Genomic DNA, 16,177 nt, shown 5'->3' with positions numbered 1-16,177 from the left:
TCTCCTTTGTTGGGCTGGCCCCGACTCTAGGAACGGATCGCGGAATGCGGAATTGCTTTGGCGGCAGCAGTCCTTCGCGAAACGCGAAGGACCCGGCTGACGGCGGCGTTGCCCGCCCCTACTTTCTCTTCGAGATGCCCGATCCGGCGGCGGCCGGTGGCACAGGCGCATCGGGCGCCTTCACCCATCCGCGCAGCAGCACGCCCATGAAGAGCCCCGCGCCGAAGATCGCCCAGTACACCCAGCCCGGCAGGTTCTCGACGCCACTGTGCAGGTTCATGCCGAAGGCCGCGCCGATGGCCATCAGCGGGAATGTCAGCGCAGCGATGGTGTTGAGCTTGTGCTGCGCCCGGCTGACTTCGTTGGCCGCGCGCGCCTGCTGCTCGGCGGCGTGCGCGAGCCTGTAGTCGAGCGACATGCGGGTGTCCGCCAGCAGCAGTTCGAGCCCGCGTCCGATCTCGACCGCGCGGTCGCGCAGGTCGGTGATCATCGGGTCCCCCGGCACGGCCTCGCGCGCGGCCTGCAGGGTGGCCTGCATGTTCGACGCTGCGCGCGAAAGCGGAATCAGCGGCCCGAGGATCTGGAACAGGGCCTCCGAGTTTTCGGCGGCCTCGTGCCGGACCTCGAAGGCGGCCAGGGTCGCGCGGTAGTTCTCCACCAGCTTGGCCAGGGGGCGCTCGCCCGGGTTGTTGCCCTTGTGCAGCCAGGTGCCGTCGGGCTTGCGCAGGAACACCGCCGACTTGCGCTCCGACCCCGTGCTCGCGGGCGGCTCGTGCAGGATCACCATCAGGTGCCCCTGCTCGTGAATGACGCGCTGTGCGCCGTAGCTGGAGCCACCCAGCCGCTGCTGCATCTCGGGTGGCAGCTCCCAGTCGTAGTCGATGCGTCGGGTGCTCATCGGGGGGCCTGCAGTTCTTTCCAGAGGCTGTCGAACTCGTCGGCGAAGCGCCGCACGAGCTGAGGGTCGTTCGTCAGCACCAGGTTCTCCTCGTTGAACTCGCAGGCGCTGCGCGTCCAGTTGTAGCTGCCGTTGAGCAGCCGGGCGCCGTCGAAAATGGCGAACTTGTGGTGCATGTGCGCCTCTGTGCGGTCCACCGCCACCGGAATGCCGGCGGCGCGCAGCTGGCCGATGTCGCTGCCGGCATCGAACTCCTTGTCGTTGTCGGAAATGCAGCGCAGCGACACGCCGCGCCGGTGCGCAGCCAGTATCTCGGCCGTGATGCGGTCGTCCGACAGCGTGAACACGCACAGGTCGACGGAATGCCTGGCCGAGCGCAGCTGATGGTTGATGGCCTGCAGGCAGGCCGTGCCGGGGCTGAAGAAGGCCTGCGAGCGCACGGCTACGTTGCCGTCGGCCGAGCGGCCGGTGTCGATGGCGCGGACCACGCCTTCCAGCCACTTCAGCAGCGCCAGCTGCTCGGGGTCGGCGGTGCGCGCACGCACCAGGTCGAAGGCGCGGTTGCGCAGCTGGCGCAGGCCGTCTTCCGGCGGCTGGGCCTCGCGCAGCGTGTGGACCAGCACGCGGCGCTCGTCGTCGCTCAGGCGGGCATCGGCGAGGGTGTCGTCGAGCTGGGCCAGCAACGCGGGCAGCGTGGACGGTGCTTCTGTGGTCGCGGGCAGGGCCGACATCTCATTGCTCCTTGTTGTCCGGCCTGGGCGTGCGCTTCGGCTGCGCACGCGTCGCCATCGCCTCCGCCGCCAGCCGCTCCATGTTCTGTGCGATGGAGCGGTCCAGCTCCAGGCGGCGCTCGGTGGCGGTCACCAGCGGCAGGATCAGCTCGCGATAAGTCACGGCGATCTGCAGCATGGCATCGGCCAGTCGCTGGCCTTCGCTCGGCCCTTCCGCGGGCGCAACGGGTTCGGGCTTGAGCCTGTCGACCGCGCGCGCCACGTCGAGCATGCTGCTGGCGATGCGCTGGCTGCCATCCACGTCGGCCCCGCCCAGCTTGCGCTGGCGCACGAACTCCTCGCAGATCTCCTTCCAGCGCGCGTCCTCCTCGGGCGTCGGGCTGCCCAGGAGCTGGGCCAGGCGCAGCAGGTTCTCCTCGGCGCCGGTGGTCAGGGTCTGGGCCTCGCCGCGGTAGTGGTCGCGCAGCAGCGCATCGAGCTCGTCGTCGCGCATGAGCGCGGTGATCTTGCCCGCGAGCTTGGTCATGTTGCGGTAGCTGCCCTGCAGCTTGAAGGGCGGCGCGGTGCGGTAGGACTCCTGCTGCGCGGCCGACTCGATGTAGGCGAGATTCACCTTCAGCAGCAGGTCGCGCGCACGGAACAACCGCTGCAGCAGCGCCTTGATCTCCTCCAGCTCGGCCGCGCTGTAAGCGTGCGACAGCGCGCTGCTCGGCACCTCGTGGCCCTGTGCCATCTTCACCAGCAGCTGCACGTCCTTGGGGTCGCGCGAGGCCAGCGGCATCAGCGTGGGGTTCGAGGTCAGGCTGTTCTCGATGTACGAGAGCGCGAATGCCGCCTCGCGGCCCGAGAGCACGTCGCCGAGGTTGTAGATGTCGGCGCGGTTGGCCAGCATGTCCGGGATCTTGAACACGTCGCCCGACTCGGTATACGGGTTGCCCGCCATCACGACCGCGAAGCGCTTGCCGCGCATGTCGTAGCTGCGCGGCTCGCCGTTCCACACGCCCTCGATGCGGCGGGTGCCGTCGGCCAGCGCGATGAACTTCTGCAGGAACTCGGGGCTCGTGTGCTGGATGTCGTCGAGGTACAGCATCACGTTGCTGCCCATGGCCAGGCCCAGGTTGAGCTTCTCCAGCTCCTGCCGCGCCGCGCTGTTGGGCGCGTTCGCCGGGTCGATGGCCGTCACGCCGTGGCCCAGCGCCGGGCAGTTGATGCGCACGAAGATCAGGCCCAGCCGGTCGGCCACGTACTCCATGAGCGTGGTCTTGCCGTAGCCCGGCGGCGAGATCAGCAGCAGCAGGCCCATGCGGTCGGTGCGGCTGCCCTCGCCCGCCGAGCCGATCTGTTTGGCGAGGTTGTCGCCGATGATGGGCAGGTAAAGCTCGTCGATCAGCTGGTTGCGCACGAAGGTGGAAAGGGGCTTGGCCTGGAACTGGCTCAACTTGAGCCGCGCCTTCTCGCCTTCGAGGAGTTCGTGGCGCAGCCGGTGCAGCGCCTCGAAGCCCGGCACCGCGTGCTGCGTGTGGAAGAGGAAGCGGCGCCAGAAGTCGTTGAGGTTCAGCGTCAGGCGGCCCTCGGCCACGCGCGGATGTTCGCCGCGCAGCCCTTCCACCGTCTGGTCGAGCGCCACGTTGACGCGGGTGCGCTGCAGCGGCATGGCGAGCACGCTGGCCGCGTCGTCCACCCAGTCGACCGATTGCGGCGACTGGTGCACGGCGAAGGCGCGCACCCAGTCGCGCGCCAGCCGCCAGCGCTCGGCCGGCGGCGCGGCGTCGAGATCGGCCTGCCAGGCTTCGCGTCGGCGGCCACGCTCAAGCTCGCGCAGCAACGCTGCGGCGAGGTCTTCGCCGGCCCCCGAGACCACCCAGGTCTCGCCGCCATGCGCCGCAAGCTCGCGCACGAGGTAGGCGGCCGACTGGTCGCACAGCGTGGCGACGAGCGCCTTGCGGCCCTCGGGCTCCTGCTCTTCTTCCGCCGTATCCGCCACCGCGAGCATGTCTGGCAGCACCTCGCGCACGAAATGGCCCAGCGAGCGGGCGACTTCGGCTTCGAGCTGGTCGAGCGCATCGCGACGCCCGAACAGCTCCTGCATCTGCAGTGCCGCGCGCGCACGGCGCAGCAGCGACTCGCGGTGCGCGATGAGGTGGCCGTGCTGCCAGTAGAGCAACGCCAGGGCGCGCTCCGTCGGCCCCCAGGCGAGCAGCCCCGCCTGGTCCTGCATGGCGACCAGCGCCGCCAGCAGGCGAAGCGCGTCGTCGTCGTGGATGCCCTTCTGGTAGCCCTCCTGGTAGCGCGCGGCAGCAAAGCGGCGGACCATTTCGAGCAACTGCGGATGCTGCGGGTCTTCGGCCAGCAGCGTGCGCACGTCGGCCCAGCTGCGTTCGGCCTTGCCTTCGAGCAGCGCTTCGAGCAGGCGGCCGGCAAGGTACTCGGCGCGCGACAGCTCGGGCGTCTCGGAGACCAGCGACTGGCCCCAGTAGGCCTGCAGCGCGAGCAGGCGCTCGTCGTCCACCGGGCTCAGGTAGTCCGTGCCCGTGACCTGGTAGGCCATGCCCTCCTCGCGGGCCACCAGCGTCAGGTCGACCGGCTGGCGGTGCACGGTGAAGACGTGGCGCCCCAGGCGCAGCGTGTCGCCGCCCTCGCTCACCAGTTCGCGCTTGTCGCGAACGGCGCGCAGGGCCTGGTCACGCGCGGTCTTCAGGCGCGTGTCGAGCTCGTCGGCCGGCACCGCCGAGCCCAGCGTGCGCAGGTCGGCGATCAGCGTGTGCAGCTTGCCGATCATCGGATCGGCGGCGAAATAGCTGTGGACCTGCCCCAGCTCGGCGAACTGCGCGATGCGGCGCGGAATGCCGTCGAGGATGCGCCCCGCCGCGTCGATCACGCCCTGCGCACGGCGCTGCCTGGCCTCGACCAGGGTCTGGCGCCTGGCCGACAGGGCCTCGTAGACGTTCTCGCGCTTCTCGGCGATGTCGCCCAGGAACTCGTCCTGCTCGGCGAAGCGGCCTTCGATTTCTTCCAGCTGCGCCAGAAGGCGGGTGAGCGCGTCGTCGCACTTCTCGGGCGTGTCGGCGAACTCCAGCGCGTTCTCGACCGCCTGACCGAAGAGCTTGAACTGCGCGCCGAACTCGGCCCTCGCCTCGGTCGCGCCCAGCGACTTGCGCCGCGCACGCGCATCGGCGCGCATGCGGTTGATGTCGGCGTAGATCAGCGAGATGCGGTCGAGGATGGAGGTGCGGACGACCGCATCGCCACCCGGCAGGCTGCCCAACTGCTCGGTCAGCAGGTCGAGCCCGGCTGCCTGTTCGTCGAGAGTGGCGAGCAGTTGCCCCAGCGCCGGCGAGGTGGCGAGGTTGGGCAGCTCGGTCGCGAGCTTGTCCAGCGCCTGGCGCTGGCCGACGAAGGCCGTGTCGGCTGCCAGGAACTGCATGGCTCGCTCGCCGATACGCTGCTGCTCGGCTTCGAGCGCGGCGTCCATCGCGGCGATGCGCGGCAGGTCGGCGTAGCGCAGCTCCTTGAGCATCTGCAGCGCGCCGCGCCGTTCGCGCAGCCGGCCCAGCGCCTTCACGAAGTCGTCGGGTGCGCGCCAGAGCGTGCTGGCGATGTCGACCAGCAGCGCGCGCTGCTCTTCCTCCGCGCGGGCCAGCGCACGGGCCGTCTCGCGGCGGATGGTGTCGACCTTCTCGAACTCGGCCAGCGTGCTGCGCGCCACCTCGGCGATGCTACGCAGCTCGGCCATGAGGCCGGTGGCCTCGGGTGCATCGAGCCAGAAGTAGGCATCGCTCACGCGGGTGCACTGGCGGATCAGGTCCTCGTAGGCCACCTTGGTCGGCGCCTGCTCGCGCACCGCGCGGGCGATGCCCATCAGGTCGCTCACGCCACGGACCAGCTCGGCGTTGCCGATCTTGCCGAAGAAGCCGGTGGCGGGCGGCTGCGCGCTCACGTACTCTTCGCTGGCGAACGGCGTCTGCCACAGCTGCATCGGGTGCACGCGCGTCGGCTCGCTGTCGTTGTCGTGGAACACCAGGATGCGGCCGTCGGCGAAGCGTGCGTATCCGTTGGCGATGATCGGCGTGGCGAGCTTCTTCTCGATCAGGTTGTAGTTGAAGAGCGCGTAGCGCCCGGGCCTGGGGTCGTAGAAGATGTAGGCCACGTCTTCGCCGTTGGGCGAGCGCAGCATGCGCTTGAAGCGCAGGTTCTCGACCGTCTCGGCCGGCAGGTCGAAGCGCTTGTGCTCTCCCGACTGCAGGTAGTAGCCGCCCGGGAAGATGATGCCGTGGTCTTCCGGCAGCTGCACGCAGGAGCCGCCGATGGCGTCGATGCGCTCGACCTGCTGGGTACGGATGTTGAACACCAGGTAGCGCGTGACCTGCTCGCGGTAGGGCCTCACGCGCAGCAGGATCAGCATGCCGAGCTTCGCCCACGCGATCTCGGCGTCGGCCAGCGACTGGCTGCGGTCTTCCACCGGCTCGCTGTAGATGCCCAGCCCGGTCTCGGTGTTGTTCTCGATCTTGATCGTGAGGTCGCCGCCCAGCGTCTCGACGAAGACGGTGTCGAGCACGTTGACGTGCGGGTGCTTGCCGCCCACGTGGTCTTCGCGCGTGGCCACCGTCCACTCGAAGTCGTGGCTGGGCGGCAGCGCGATGTCGCGCTCGCCGCGGTTGTCGATGTACTGGATGCGGCCGTCACGCTCGATGGCCCAGCGGAACACACGCACGTCGGTGAGCTGCTGGCCGATCTGGAAGGAGGCGAGCAGCTTGTCCTGCGTCACGCGCAGCTGCAGCAGCGTGGCCTGCTTGTAGTAGGCGTACAGCTCGCGGAAGTCGGAGGCGAAGCGTGCATCTTCGAGGAAGCTGCCGGCCAGCGGCACCGGCTGCAGCTCGTCGCTGTCGGCGCCCTGCCCGGCCTCGCCCGGAGACACCAGGCGGTACAGCCCGAACACGTCGCCGACCGTGGTTTCCTTGCGCAGGCCGATGAACACGTTGTAGCCGAACAGCAGCAGGTCGCCGATGCGCACGAGGTCGCGTGCCACGGCGTTGTTCTCGGTGCGCGCGCGGGTGCGCAGCACCAGGGCCTGGTCGGAGCGGCCGAACTCTGCCAGCCGCTGCTCGTTGAGCGCCTGCGTCTTCTTCAGCAGGCCCTCACCCTGGTTCTCCAGCCGCTTCTTCAGCAGGTCGTAGCTGCCGCTGCCGGACACCAGCGCCTCGGTCTGCGATTCGGCGGTGCCGCCCGGCGGCGCGCCTTTTTCATCCGTTGGTTGCATAGATCGGCGCGGTCAGTCCGCGCGCAGCAAGGCGAGCAGTTCGTCGCGGTGGGGCTGGGTATCGAGCCAGGCGCGGATGCGGTCCAGCTCGTCGATGCATACGTCGCCGTAGCGGCGGCGCAGCGCGGCAACGCGGGCCTCGCGGACCACCTCGGTCTGCAGGCGGCGCTGCCATCCGTCGGACAGCATCTCGTCGAGCCGGCCGGCCAAGCCCCGGCTCACGATGGCGCGCCACTCGCCCTGGTCGAACCAGAGGTTCTGGCAGGCCACGCAGCGGTCGACGCGGAAGTCGGGGCCCGCGCTCATGCGCAGGCGCTGCATCAGGCGTTGGCATTCGGGGCAGTGCCGCACCGCCGTGGCATCGAACACCTCGATGACCTCGTCGTCGACCGCCTGGGGCACGCGGCTCGCGTCGCCCGCCTTCCAGGCGCGCCAGTCGTCCATGTCCATCAGCATGCCGTGGCAGTCGTCGCACTGCACCGCGAGCAGGCCCTCGGCCAGCGCCACCGGCCGCATCGGCGAGTGCGCGGGGCAGCTGCACGTGAGGCTCGGGTTCATCGCGCCACTTCCCCGGCGGCACCGTTGCGGAAGGTGGCGACCAGGTTGCGCAGCGCGCTCTTCTGGCTCTCGCTGCCGTCGCTGGCGATCCTGTTCATCAGCGCTGCCACGCTGAGGTTCTGCACCTCGCCCGACGAACTGCCGAGCGCACCGACGATGTCGCGCAGATCCTTCACCACGTCGCGCTCGCCGGAGAGCTGGTCCTTGAAGGCAACCTGAAGCGCATTGCTCTTGGAGATGACGCCGTCGATGCCCTTGCCTACGGAGAGCGAGCGCACGAAGCTGTCGAAGTAGTCGCCCTGCCCGCCCACGATGTCGATCTTGGCGTTGGCCAGCGCGGTGCCCAGCACCTCGGCCTGTTCCTTGGCGATGGACGTCTGCGCGTCGATGCCCTTGAGGGTCTCGATGTGCGACTTCTCCAGGCGCATGCGGAACTCTTCGTGATCGCGCGTCTCGGGGCTCATGGCCTTCATGGCCTCGAACTTCTCGTGCAGGCCCTTGGCCTCGGCACCGAAGCGCGCTTCGATGACCTGCGCATCGGCCTGGCCCGACTTGAGCGTGGCCTCGGCATCGGCCGTGCGCACGTTGACTTCGGCGAGGCCGAGCTTTTCCTTGCCCGAGGCTTCGGCCTCGAACTTGGCACGCATGCCGGCGGCTTCGGCCTGCGAGCGAGCCTCGATCACCTGCGCGTCGGCCTGGCCGGCCTTGAGAATCGCATCGGCATCGGCCTGGCGCACGTGCACGTCGGCCAAGCCCAGCTTTTCCTTGCCCGAAGCTTCCGCCTCGAAGCTCGCGAGCTTGGCCTGCGCGGTGGCGATCTCGACCTTGGCGGCGGCCAGCCCCGGCGCGGCGGAGATGGCCTCGACGCCCTCGGCCTCGCGCTTCTTCGACTCGGCCTCGCGCTCGGCCACCTTCAGCTTGGCATCGGCCAGCGTGAGTTCTTCGGCCGCCTTGTGGCGGGCGCGTTTTTCCTGCGTCTCGGCTGCCTTCAGGTCGAGCACCATCTTCTCGTCGGCCTGCCCCTCGGCCATGATGACGACCGACTTCTTGGTGCGCTCGGCCTCTGCGACCACGCGCAGTTCCTTGATTGCCTCTTCCTGCTCGGCCACCGTGCGCTCGACCACGATGCGCTCGCGGATCACGTCGGCGATGGCCTTCTTCTGCACTTCGACGGCCTTGTCCTTCTCTATGCGCTGCAGTGTCACCTCCTTCTCGCGGTCGACAATTTCGAGGTCGCGGGCGCGGATGACCTTTTCTTCCTCGACGGCCACGGCGCGCTTGCGGTTGTTCTCGGCCGCTTCCTTCTCGCGCTGCACGTTCTCCTGCTGCACCGACACCGACTGCTCCGCCAGCAGGCGCGCGGTTTCGGACTTGGTGCGCTCCTCGGCCTGGATCTTGGCGGTCTCGGCCTCCTCGCGGGCACGCACGCTGGCAATTTCGCGCTGCTGGCGCGCGGTGGCGTCGGCCTGCTGGCGCTCCAGTTCGAGCAGGGCTTCCTGCGTCTCGACGTTCTTCTTCTTGATCTGCATTTCCTCATTGCGGCGCAGCTCGTTGGTGCGCACGTGCTCCACCGCCGTGAGCTCGGTGATCTTCTTGATGCCCTGCGCGTCGAGGATGTTGTTGGCGTCGAGTTCCGACAGCGGCGTCTGCTCGAGGAAGTCGATGGCCGCGTCTTCCAGCACGTAGCCCGAGAGGTCGTTGCCGATCTGGCTCACGATCTGGTCGCGGAAGTTGTCGCGCGCCTGGTAGAGGTCGACGAAGTCCATCGACTTGCCCACCGTCTTCAGCGCCTCGGAGAACTTGGCGGAGAACAGTTCTTCCAGCGTCTCGTGGTTGGAGGCTCGTGCGCAGCCGATGCCCTGCGCCACCTTCAGCACGTCGTCGGCCGTCTTGTTCACGCGCACGAAGAACTTCACCTTGATGTCCGCGCGGATGTTGTCGCGGCAGATCAGGCCCTCGTTGCCCGAACGGTCGATCTCGATGGTCTTGACCGAGATGTCCATCAATTCGGCCTTGTGGATGATCGGGTAGACCATGCGCCCGGTGAAGGTCACCTCGGGCTCCGCGCGCAACGTATTCACGATGAGCGCGTGGCCCTGCTCGATCTTGCGATAGAACTTGGCGAACATCGCGAACAGGCCGAGGATGACGACGGCCAGTATGACGATGGCGAAGATGATGGGCTCCATTTTTTCTCCAGAAATGCTTGAGAGCGAAAGAAACGGGTGAAAGGTGTGGCGCGCCCGGCAGCGCGCGCGATCAGGCGGACTGCTCGTCGTGCGCGACGATGAGGTAGCGCGCGGCCGCCTCGTCGTACTCGACGATCAACGCCTGCGAACCGCGCTTGAGGGCGTTGGGCGTTGTGGCCCATACCCGGATGTTCAGGCTGGCGCCGCGCCGCGCGACTTCGGCGCGGCCGTCCTTCTCGTTGACCACGCCGGTCACGACACGGCAGAGCTGGCCGACCAGCGCCGCGTTGCTCACGGCCGTGTGGCTCACGAAGAGGCCGCGCAGCGGACGAATCGCGACGGCGGTGATCGGAATGGCGATGACCGCGCTGGCCACCAGCAGCGCGGTGCCGGCCAGCAGCTGCAGCGCCATGGTGGGCACCAGCGGCAGCAGCCACTCGCCGCCGAGGCAGGACACGGTCCACGCGACGAGCACCAGCAGGCTCACGGCCACCGAGAACGGCACGCCGTTCAGGCCCAGGGCCACCACGTAGCTGGCCAGGTGGCCGATGTCGCTGGCGTCGCCGTCGGCATGCGTGTGCACGCCGACGTCGACATCGAGGCCGCTGTGTTCGATGTCGACCATGCCGAGCATCGCGAGCACCCAGTAGATCACCACGACGCCGAGCAGCACCGTGTAGATCGCGGTCGGGTACCCCGTCACCGCTCCCAAGAAATCGCCCATTGATCCTCCCGCGTGCGGGTTGTTGTCAGTTGTTCTGCTTGCTGCTGCGTACCGGCATCCTCCCGCCGGTGTTCTTCTTCGTTGCCGCCGCCGGCTTGCCCGCGAAGGCAATCAGGTCGCGCGTGGCCCTCTCCTTGATGGCCAGTCTGTCGTCTGCGGCGAGGTCGTAGCGCTTCGCCAGGAATTCATAGTCGGCGCCGCTCAGCGACACCGTGAGGCGCGGCCGTTTCGGCTTGGCGGTAGTGGCGAGGCCCAACACCTGCCGGATCTGGTCGGACGTGGAGACGTGCTGCCTGAAGGCCGCTGTGCGCACGGCCTCGAGCACGGCTTCTTCCACGTCAAAGGCGACCTGGACGGCGCGTATCGCCTCGTCCGAGCCTTGCCAGCGAACCGGCTTGACGCGCATGGTGCCTACTGCGCCTCGGGCCCTGCGGGCTTGGCCTGGCGGGCGCGGATGCGCTCCATCACCTTGCTGGCACGGTCGGCGTCGCCGCCGATGCCCGCGGCGGCCAGCTTCTTCTCGAGCGCGCCGTGGCCGAATTCATCTTCCAGCTGCTTGCTGGCGGTCATGCGGTCGGACAAGTCTTCGTGGCGCGCACGGATGCGCTCCAGCGACTCGCGCGCGTTGGCCAGGCGCGAACCGCCGGCGCCGATGTTCTCGGAGATCGACTGCGTGGCGCGATAGACGCTCTCGGTGGTCTTGGCGATGCCGATCTCGCGCTCGTGCTCGCGGATGCGGGCCTCGGCGGACTTGATCAGGTCCTTGAGCTTGGTCACCTGCAGCGCGTACGAGGCGTGGGCCTTGGCCTGCTCTTCAAGCTCCTGCTCGAGCGCGCCGACCTTGGCCGCGACGTCGAGCGCCAGGCCCTCCTGCGTCTTGTTGAGCGCTTCGAGCGCGAGGCCCTCGTAGCGCGCGGCCTCGTTCTTCAGCCGCTCGATCTCGCGGGCCGACTGCATCTCCTTGGCCATCACACCCGTGAGATCGCCCTTGGCCTTCTCGATGCTGTGCTTGGCGTCGATGATTTCCTGCTCGTAGATGCGCGTGGCGTTGCTGTCGACCACGCTCTCGCCGATTTCGCGCGCGCTGCCGCGCAGCAGGGTGACGAGCTTCTTGATGACTGTCATGGGACCTCCGCTTAATTCAGGAATTCGGAAAGGGCGTCGAGCGCATCGAGCGCGTTGTCGCTGAGCACAGCAACCTCGCGTGCGATGTCCTGAACGCTGGCATCGCGGCCCAGCGCTCCGGTGAGCACATAGCGGCCATCGACGCGGCCGAAGGAAGACAAGGGAACCGAAGGATTCAAGTCGAGCAGCGATTCGAGCAGCTCGGTGCGGCGTGCGGGCTTCACCTCTTCCTCGCCCCAGAGGTAGCAGATGCAGATGATCTGCACGTCCGAACTCGTGACGAAGATCGGCAGTTCGTCGCGCCCCTCGATGCTCACCTGGATCACGGGCGTGTGGCCCGGAATGGGCTGCAGCTGTACGGACCGCCCGCCCATTTCGGCGCCTGCCAGCACATCCAGTCCCTTCAGTTGATCGAGCAGTGGTTGCATACCTCTCCTTGTGGTGAATACCGTTGGAAGCGAGCGGTGCTTCGATGGATTCACTATAGGTGCGCGGACATAACATGTCAAAAAATTTCTTTCGCCGGGTCCATGACTTTCGGCACTGGCGCGCTACCTAGAATTCGCCGATGGCCAACCCGATCAACCCCGCTCGTGTCGATTTCGTGACGCTGCGCCTGTTCTGCGCTGTCGCCCAGTCGGGCAGCATCACCAAGGGCGCGGAGGCATGCCACCTCGCGCTCTCCGCAGCGAGCAGGCGGCTCTCCGACTTCGAGGCCGCAACGGGATCGAAGCTGCTCGAACGCAGCTCGCAGGGCATTGCGCTCACGCCCGCGGGCCATGTGGCGATGCAGCATGCGATGCGCCTCTTCCAGGGCTTCGAGCAGTTCAGCAGCGAGCTCGGCGACTATTCGAGCGGCGTGCGCGGCCATGTGCGGCTGTGGGCCAACATGTCGGCACTGACGGAGTTCCTGCCCACCACGCTAGCGACCTTCCTGGCGCAGCATCCGGATATCCGCGTCGAAGTCGAGGAGCAACTGAGCGGCGACATCGTGCGCGCACTCGTCGACGGCCTGGCCGACGTCGGCGTCTTCGCCGAGAACACCCCTGCCTACGGCCTCGACGTGCAGCCCTTCCAGACCGACGAGCTCGTGGTGCTGTGCGCCAGGCAACATCCGCTGGCACGCAGCCGCGTGAAGCAGACCAGCTTCAAGGCCTGCCTCGCGCATGAGTTCGTCGGCCTGAATCGCAGCAGTTCGCTGCTCGAACTCACCTCGCGCGCGGCCGAACAGGCCGGCATCCCGATGCGCCTGCGCGTTCAGGTGCGCAGCTTCGATGCGATGTGCCACATGATCGCGGCCAACCTCGGCATCGGCGTGGTGCCGCTGGCCGCGTGCAAGGCGCAGGTGGAGGCGCTCGACCTGAAGGTCGTGCGGCTCAGCGATGCGTGGGCCACGCGGCGGCTGCTGATGGCGACGAAGACGGGTGCCGAACTCTCCCCCGCGACCCGCTTGCTGGTCGGGCAGCTTCTGAAACAGGCCAGCACATGACGATGTCTACATTCCTTCTGCTCGGCGCGTGCACCCTCCTGCTCGCAATCAACGTTTACATGGTGCGGCGCATTCGCGCGATCGAAGATGTTCCGCTGCGAAAGAACATGCTGCTCGTGGCTGTCTGGATCCTTCCATTCGTGGGCGCATTCTTCGCGTGGACCCACCTGCCCAGGCAGCTTCGTCCATCAAGGGCCAAGACACGGCCCGAGGGCTTCACCACCACCCCTGCGCCGGAGCGCATCGCACTGGACGATGGCCCGGCGTTTTCCCTGCCCGAGCACACGACGCTCTGTAACGGGCTTCCTTTGCTCGACTGGAAGGCGGTCGACGCCTGGACCGGCGCAATTGATGATCTCGGCCTACGGTACAAGGGCAAGTTGCTGGCGCAACGCGCTTGGCTGCTCCATCTCAGGGATGCGCTCGGCCCGCACTTTCATCTCCATGAATCGGACAAGGCCTTCGTTCTATCGTCGCTGGAAGATGTGGTCGCCGTTGCGACGTCCGCCTATGTTGCGACGACGCGCACGCGCATACAGCGTTTGCTGGCCGACATCGCGCACTTTGAAGAACACGGCAAAAGCATCCTGGTCGTGATGGACGACGACGATGCCTACTACGACTACGTCTCCGGCTACTACCCCGACAGCGGCGAATTCGCCTTCAGCGGAGGCATGTTCATCGACGCGGGCTGCCCGCACTTTCTCGTCAAGCGTGCCGACCTTGCAGCCATCGAGCCAGTCATCGCCCACGAGATGACCCACAGCGCCCTATCGCACCTGAAGCTGCCGAGGTGGCTGGACGAAGGGCTGGCCGTGAACACCGAAAGAAAGCTCGCGGGTGCGGGAGTCTTGCCGCTCGGCGAGCGTGAACAACTGCGGCGCAGCCATTTGAAGTTCTGGGACGAAGCGAGAATCCAGGAATTCTGGTCCGGCGCTTCCTTCTTCAGGACGGATGAAGGCAACCAGCTCTCCTATGAACTCGCGCGCATCCTCGTGGAACAGATGGGGCAGAACTGGGAACTCTTCACCCGCTTCGCATCGAGCGCGAAACGGGAGGACGGTGGCGCTGAAGCCGCGAGAGAGGTCTACGACATGGACCTCGGCGCCTATGCCTGCATCCTGATGGAACGAGAACCGGACGCCCAGTGGACGCCCGATCCGCAAAGCTGGCGTGACGAGGAGCGAGCAGAGGAAGAGTCTCCCGCCTGAGGCTCAGTCCGTCCCCTGCTCTTCCTGTCCTACCGCAATTCCCCGGCCTCCAGCACCGCCCACTCCTCGTCCGTGAATAGCCGCGAGCGCGTCAGGAAGCGCACGCCCTCCGGCCCCTCCAGCGAGAACATCCCGCCTCGCCCCGGGACTACGTCGATGATCAACTGCGTGTGCTGCCAGTACTCGAACTGCGGCCCGCTGATGTAGAACGGCATGCCGCCGATGTGCCCGAGCAGCCTGTCGTAGTCGCCCACGATGAACTCGCCGCGGGCGTAGCACATGGGCGCGCTGCCGTCGCAGCAGCCGCCCGACTGATGGAACATCAGCGGGCCGTGCCTGGCGGCGAGCCTGTCGATCAGCGCGAGCGCGGCATCGGTCGCGGTGACGCGCAGGACTTCGCCATTGCCTCTCATTAGAAGAAGCCCAGCTTGTTCTCGCTGTAGCTCACCAGCAGGTTCTTGGTCTGCTGGTAGTGGTCGAGCATCATCTTGTGGTTCTCGCGACCGATTCCCGACTGCTTGTAGCCGCCGAAGGCCGCGTGCGCCGGATAGTGGTGGTAGCAGTTGGTCCACACGCGGCCGGCCTGGATGCCGCGGCCCATGCGGAAGGCGCGGTTCATGTCGCGGCTCCACACGCCGGCGCCCAGGCCGTAGAGGGTGTCGTTGGCGATGGCCAGCGCCTCTTCCTCGTCCTTGAAGGTGGTGACCGAGACCACCGGGCCGAAGATTTCTTCCTGGAAGATGCGCATCCTGTTGTTGCCGCTGAACACGGTCGGCTTCACGTAGTAGCCGCCGGCGAGGTCGCCCTCGAACTGCTGGCGCTCGCCGCCGATCAGCACCTTCGCGCCCTCCTGCCGGCCGATGTCGAGGTACGACAGGATCTTCTCCAGCTGCTCGCTGGAGGCTTGCGCGCCGATCATGGTGGCCATGTCCAGCGGGCTGCCCTGCCTGATGGCGGCCACGCGCTTGAGGGCGCGCTCCATGAAGCGGTCGTAGATCGACTCCTGGATGAGCGCGCGCGAGGGGCAGGTGCACACCTCGCCCTGGTTCAGCGCGAACATCGCGAAGCCCTCGAGCGCCTTGTCGAAGAAGGCGTCGTCCTTGTCCATCACGTCGGCGAAGAAGATGTTGGGCGACTTGCCGCCCAGCTCCAGCGTGACCGGGATCAGGTTCTGGCTCGCGTACTGAGAGATCAGCCGGCCCGTGGTGGTCTCGCCGGTGAACGCGATCTTGCCGATGCGGTTGCTCGACGCCAGCGGCTTGCCCGCCTCCACGCCGAAGCCGTTGACCACGTTCAGCACGCCCGGCGGCAGCAGATCGCCGATGAGCTCCATCAGCACGAGGATGGAAACCGGCGTCTGCTCGGCCGGCTTGATCACCACGCAGTTGCCGGCCGCGAGCGCTGGCGCCAGCTTCCACACGGCCATCAGGATCGGGAAGTTCCACGGAATGATCTGCCCGACCACGCCGATGGGCTCGTGGAAGTGGTACGCGAAGGTTTCGTGGTCGATCTCGCTGATGCCGCCCTCCTGCGAGCGCACGCACGAGGCGAAGTAGCGGAAGTGGTCGATGGCCAGCGGCAGATCGGCCGCCGTGGTCTCGCGGATAGGCTTGCCGTTGTCCCAGGTCTCGGCCGCCGCGAGGATGGCGAGGTTCTCCTGCATGCGGTCGGCGATCCTGTTGAGGATGTTGGCGCGCTCGGTGGTCGAGGTGCGGCCCCAGGCGGCCTTGGCCTTGTGCGCGGCGTCCAGCGCGCGTTCGATGTCGGCCGCGGTGGAGCGCGGCACCTCGCAGAAGACCTTGCCGGTGACGGGCGTGATGTTCTCGAAATACTGGTTCTCCGCCGGCGCGACCCATTCGCCGCCGATGTAGTTGCCGTAGCGCTTCTTGAACGGCACCGCGGTACCGAATTTGCCCGGTTCGAGCATGTCCATGACGTTGTCTCCATGTGCAGGGTGATGGCGCCGCGACATGCGGCGGCCGCACGCTGGAGCGC

At 67.4% G+C, this 16,177-nt stretch carries 13 protein-coding genes; 2 read left to right on the top strand and 11 right to left on the bottom strand.

The features are described 5' to 3' along the window. Positions 1-118 precede the first annotated feature (118 nt). The 9 genes from EJP67_RS12095 to EJP67_RS12055 form a co-directional block, all read right to left on the bottom strand. Positions 119-898, bottom strand: coding sequence for a magnesium transporter CorA family protein (locus EJP67_RS12095; RefSeq protein ID WP_126021952.1), 780 nt, complete (start codon positions 896-898; stop codon positions 119-121). Next, positions 895-1,629 (bottom strand): phospholipase D-like domain-containing protein, encoded by a 735-nt coding sequence (locus EJP67_RS12090; RefSeq protein WP_126021951.1) that lies wholly within the window; start codon positions 1,627-1,629, stop codon positions 895-897. The genes EJP67_RS12095 and EJP67_RS12090 overlap by 4 nt, the downstream gene beginning before the upstream one ends. A gap of 1 nt (position 1,630) precedes the next feature. Next, entirely contained in the window at positions 1,631-6,886 is a 5,256-nt protein-coding gene (locus tag EJP67_RS12085) for a DNA repair ATPase (protein WP_126021950.1), read from the bottom strand. A 12-nt stretch (positions 6,887-6,898) separates the two neighbouring features. Next, positions 6,899-7,444: a TFIIB-type zinc ribbon-containing protein gene (locus tag EJP67_RS12080; RefSeq protein ID WP_126021949.1), complete on the bottom strand. Its 546-nt coding sequence runs from the start codon at positions 7,442-7,444 to the stop codon at positions 6,899-6,901. After that, complete coding sequence (locus EJP67_RS12075) at positions 7,441-9,633, bottom strand: flotillin family protein (RefSeq protein ID WP_126021948.1); 2,193 nt, start codon at positions 9,631-9,633, stop codon at positions 7,441-7,443. Before EJP67_RS12075 ends, EJP67_RS12080 begins: the two co-directional genes overlap by 4 nt. A 70-nt stretch (positions 9,634-9,703) precedes the next feature. Then, complete coding sequence (locus EJP67_RS12070; protein ID WP_126021947.1) at positions 9,704-10,357, bottom strand: OB-fold-containig protein; 654 nt, start codon at positions 10,355-10,357, stop codon at positions 9,704-9,706. Between the two features lie 25 nt (positions 10,358-10,382). Continuing rightward, positions 10,383-10,763: a hypothetical protein gene (locus EJP67_RS12065; RefSeq protein WP_126021946.1), complete on the bottom strand. Its 381-nt coding sequence runs from the start codon at positions 10,761-10,763 to the stop codon at positions 10,383-10,385. 5 nt (positions 10,764-10,768) lie between these two features. After that, positions 10,769-11,482: a PspA/IM30 family protein gene (locus EJP67_RS12060; protein ID WP_126021945.1), complete on the bottom strand. Its 714-nt coding sequence runs from the start codon at positions 11,480-11,482 to the stop codon at positions 10,769-10,771. Positions 11,483-11,493: 11 nt separating this feature from the next. Beyond that, complete coding sequence (locus EJP67_RS12055; protein ID WP_126021944.1) at positions 11,494-11,910, bottom strand: YjfI family protein; 417 nt, start codon at positions 11,908-11,910, stop codon at positions 11,494-11,496. A gap of 140 nt (positions 11,911-12,050) precedes the next feature. On the opposite strand from EJP67_RS12055, the gene EJP67_RS12050 reads away from it, so the two are divergent. Further along, complete coding sequence (locus tag EJP67_RS12050; RefSeq protein ID WP_126021943.1) at positions 12,051-12,971, top strand: LysR family transcriptional regulator; 921 nt, start codon at positions 12,051-12,053, stop codon at positions 12,969-12,971. Beyond that, entirely contained in the window at positions 12,968-14,182 is a 1,215-nt protein-coding gene (locus EJP67_RS12045; RefSeq protein ID WP_126021942.1) for a hypothetical protein, read from the top strand. Before EJP67_RS12050 ends, EJP67_RS12045 begins: the two co-directional genes overlap by 4 nt. A gap of 29 nt (positions 14,183-14,211) precedes the next feature. On the opposite strand, the gene EJP67_RS12040 is transcribed toward EJP67_RS12045, so the two are convergent. Both EJP67_RS12040 and adh read right to left on the bottom strand, forming a co-directional pair. Further along, the gene (locus EJP67_RS12040) at positions 14,212-14,595 is read right to left on the bottom strand and encodes a DUF779 domain-containing protein (RefSeq protein WP_126021941.1); all 384 of its coding nucleotides are present in this window, start codon (positions 14,593-14,595) and stop codon (positions 14,212-14,214) included. After that, positions 14,595-16,115 carry an aldehyde dehydrogenase gene (adh, locus tag EJP67_RS12035; protein ID WP_126021940.1) on the bottom strand — a complete coding sequence of 507 codons (1,521 nt, stop codon included), beginning with the start codon at positions 16,113-16,115 and terminating at the stop codon, positions 14,595-14,597. The genes EJP67_RS12040 and adh overlap by 1 nt, the downstream gene beginning before the upstream one ends. Positions 16,116-16,177 lie beyond the last annotated feature (62 nt).

It is taken from the genome of Variovorax guangxiensis (genome assembly GCF_003952165.1).
Taxonomy (GTDB): domain Bacteria; phylum Pseudomonadota; class Gammaproteobacteria; order Burkholderiales; family Burkholderiaceae_C; genus Variovorax; species Variovorax guangxiensis.
This window is presented reverse-complemented; position numbering and strand designations above follow the sequence as displayed.

Excerpts from the sequence above, each read along its gene's own strand:
- EJP67_RS12045 (WP_126021942.1), top strand. The coding sequence starts at position 12,968 with ATGACGATGTCTACATTCCTTCTGCTCGGCGCGTGCACCCTCCTGCTC.
- EJP67_RS12065 (WP_126021946.1), bottom strand. The coding sequence starts at position 10,763 with ATGCGCGTCAAGCCGGTTCGCTGGCAAGGCTCGGACGAGGCGATACGC.
- EJP67_RS12095 (WP_126021952.1), bottom strand. The coding sequence starts at position 898 with ATGAGCACCCGACGCATCGACTACGACTGGGAGCTGCCACCCGAGATG.
- EJP67_RS12040 (WP_126021941.1), bottom strand. The coding sequence starts at position 14,595 with ATGAGAGGCAATGGCGAAGTCCTGCGCGTCACCGCGACCGATGCCGCG.
- EJP67_RS12085 (WP_126021950.1), bottom strand. The coding sequence starts at position 6,886 with ATGCAACCAACGGATGAAAAAGGCGCGCCGCCGGGCGGCACCGCCGAA.
- EJP67_RS12080 (WP_126021949.1), bottom strand. The coding sequence starts at position 7,444 with ATGAACCCGAGCCTCACGTGCAGCTGCCCCGCGCACTCGCCGATGCGG.
- adh (WP_126021940.1), bottom strand. The coding sequence starts at position 16,115 with ATGGACATGCTCGAACCGGGCAAATTCGGTACCGCGGTGCCGTTCAAG.
- EJP67_RS12050 (WP_126021943.1), top strand. The coding sequence starts at position 12,051 with ATGGCCAACCCGATCAACCCCGCTCGTGTCGATTTCGTGACGCTGCGC.
- EJP67_RS12075 (WP_126021948.1), bottom strand. The coding sequence starts at position 9,633 with ATGGAGCCCATCATCTTCGCCATCGTCATACTGGCCGTCGTCATCCTC.
- EJP67_RS12070 (WP_126021947.1), bottom strand. The coding sequence starts at position 10,357 with ATGGGCGATTTCTTGGGAGCGGTGACGGGGTACCCGACCGCGATCTAC.
- EJP67_RS12055 (WP_126021944.1), bottom strand. The coding sequence starts at position 11,910 with ATGCAACCACTGCTCGATCAACTGAAGGGACTGGATGTGCTGGCAGGC.
- EJP67_RS12060 (WP_126021945.1), bottom strand. The coding sequence starts at position 11,482 with ATGACAGTCATCAAGAAGCTCGTCACCCTGCTGCGCGGCAGCGCGCGC.
- EJP67_RS12090 (WP_126021951.1), bottom strand. The coding sequence starts at position 1,629 with ATGTCGGCCCTGCCCGCGACCACAGAAGCACCGTCCACGCTGCCCGCG.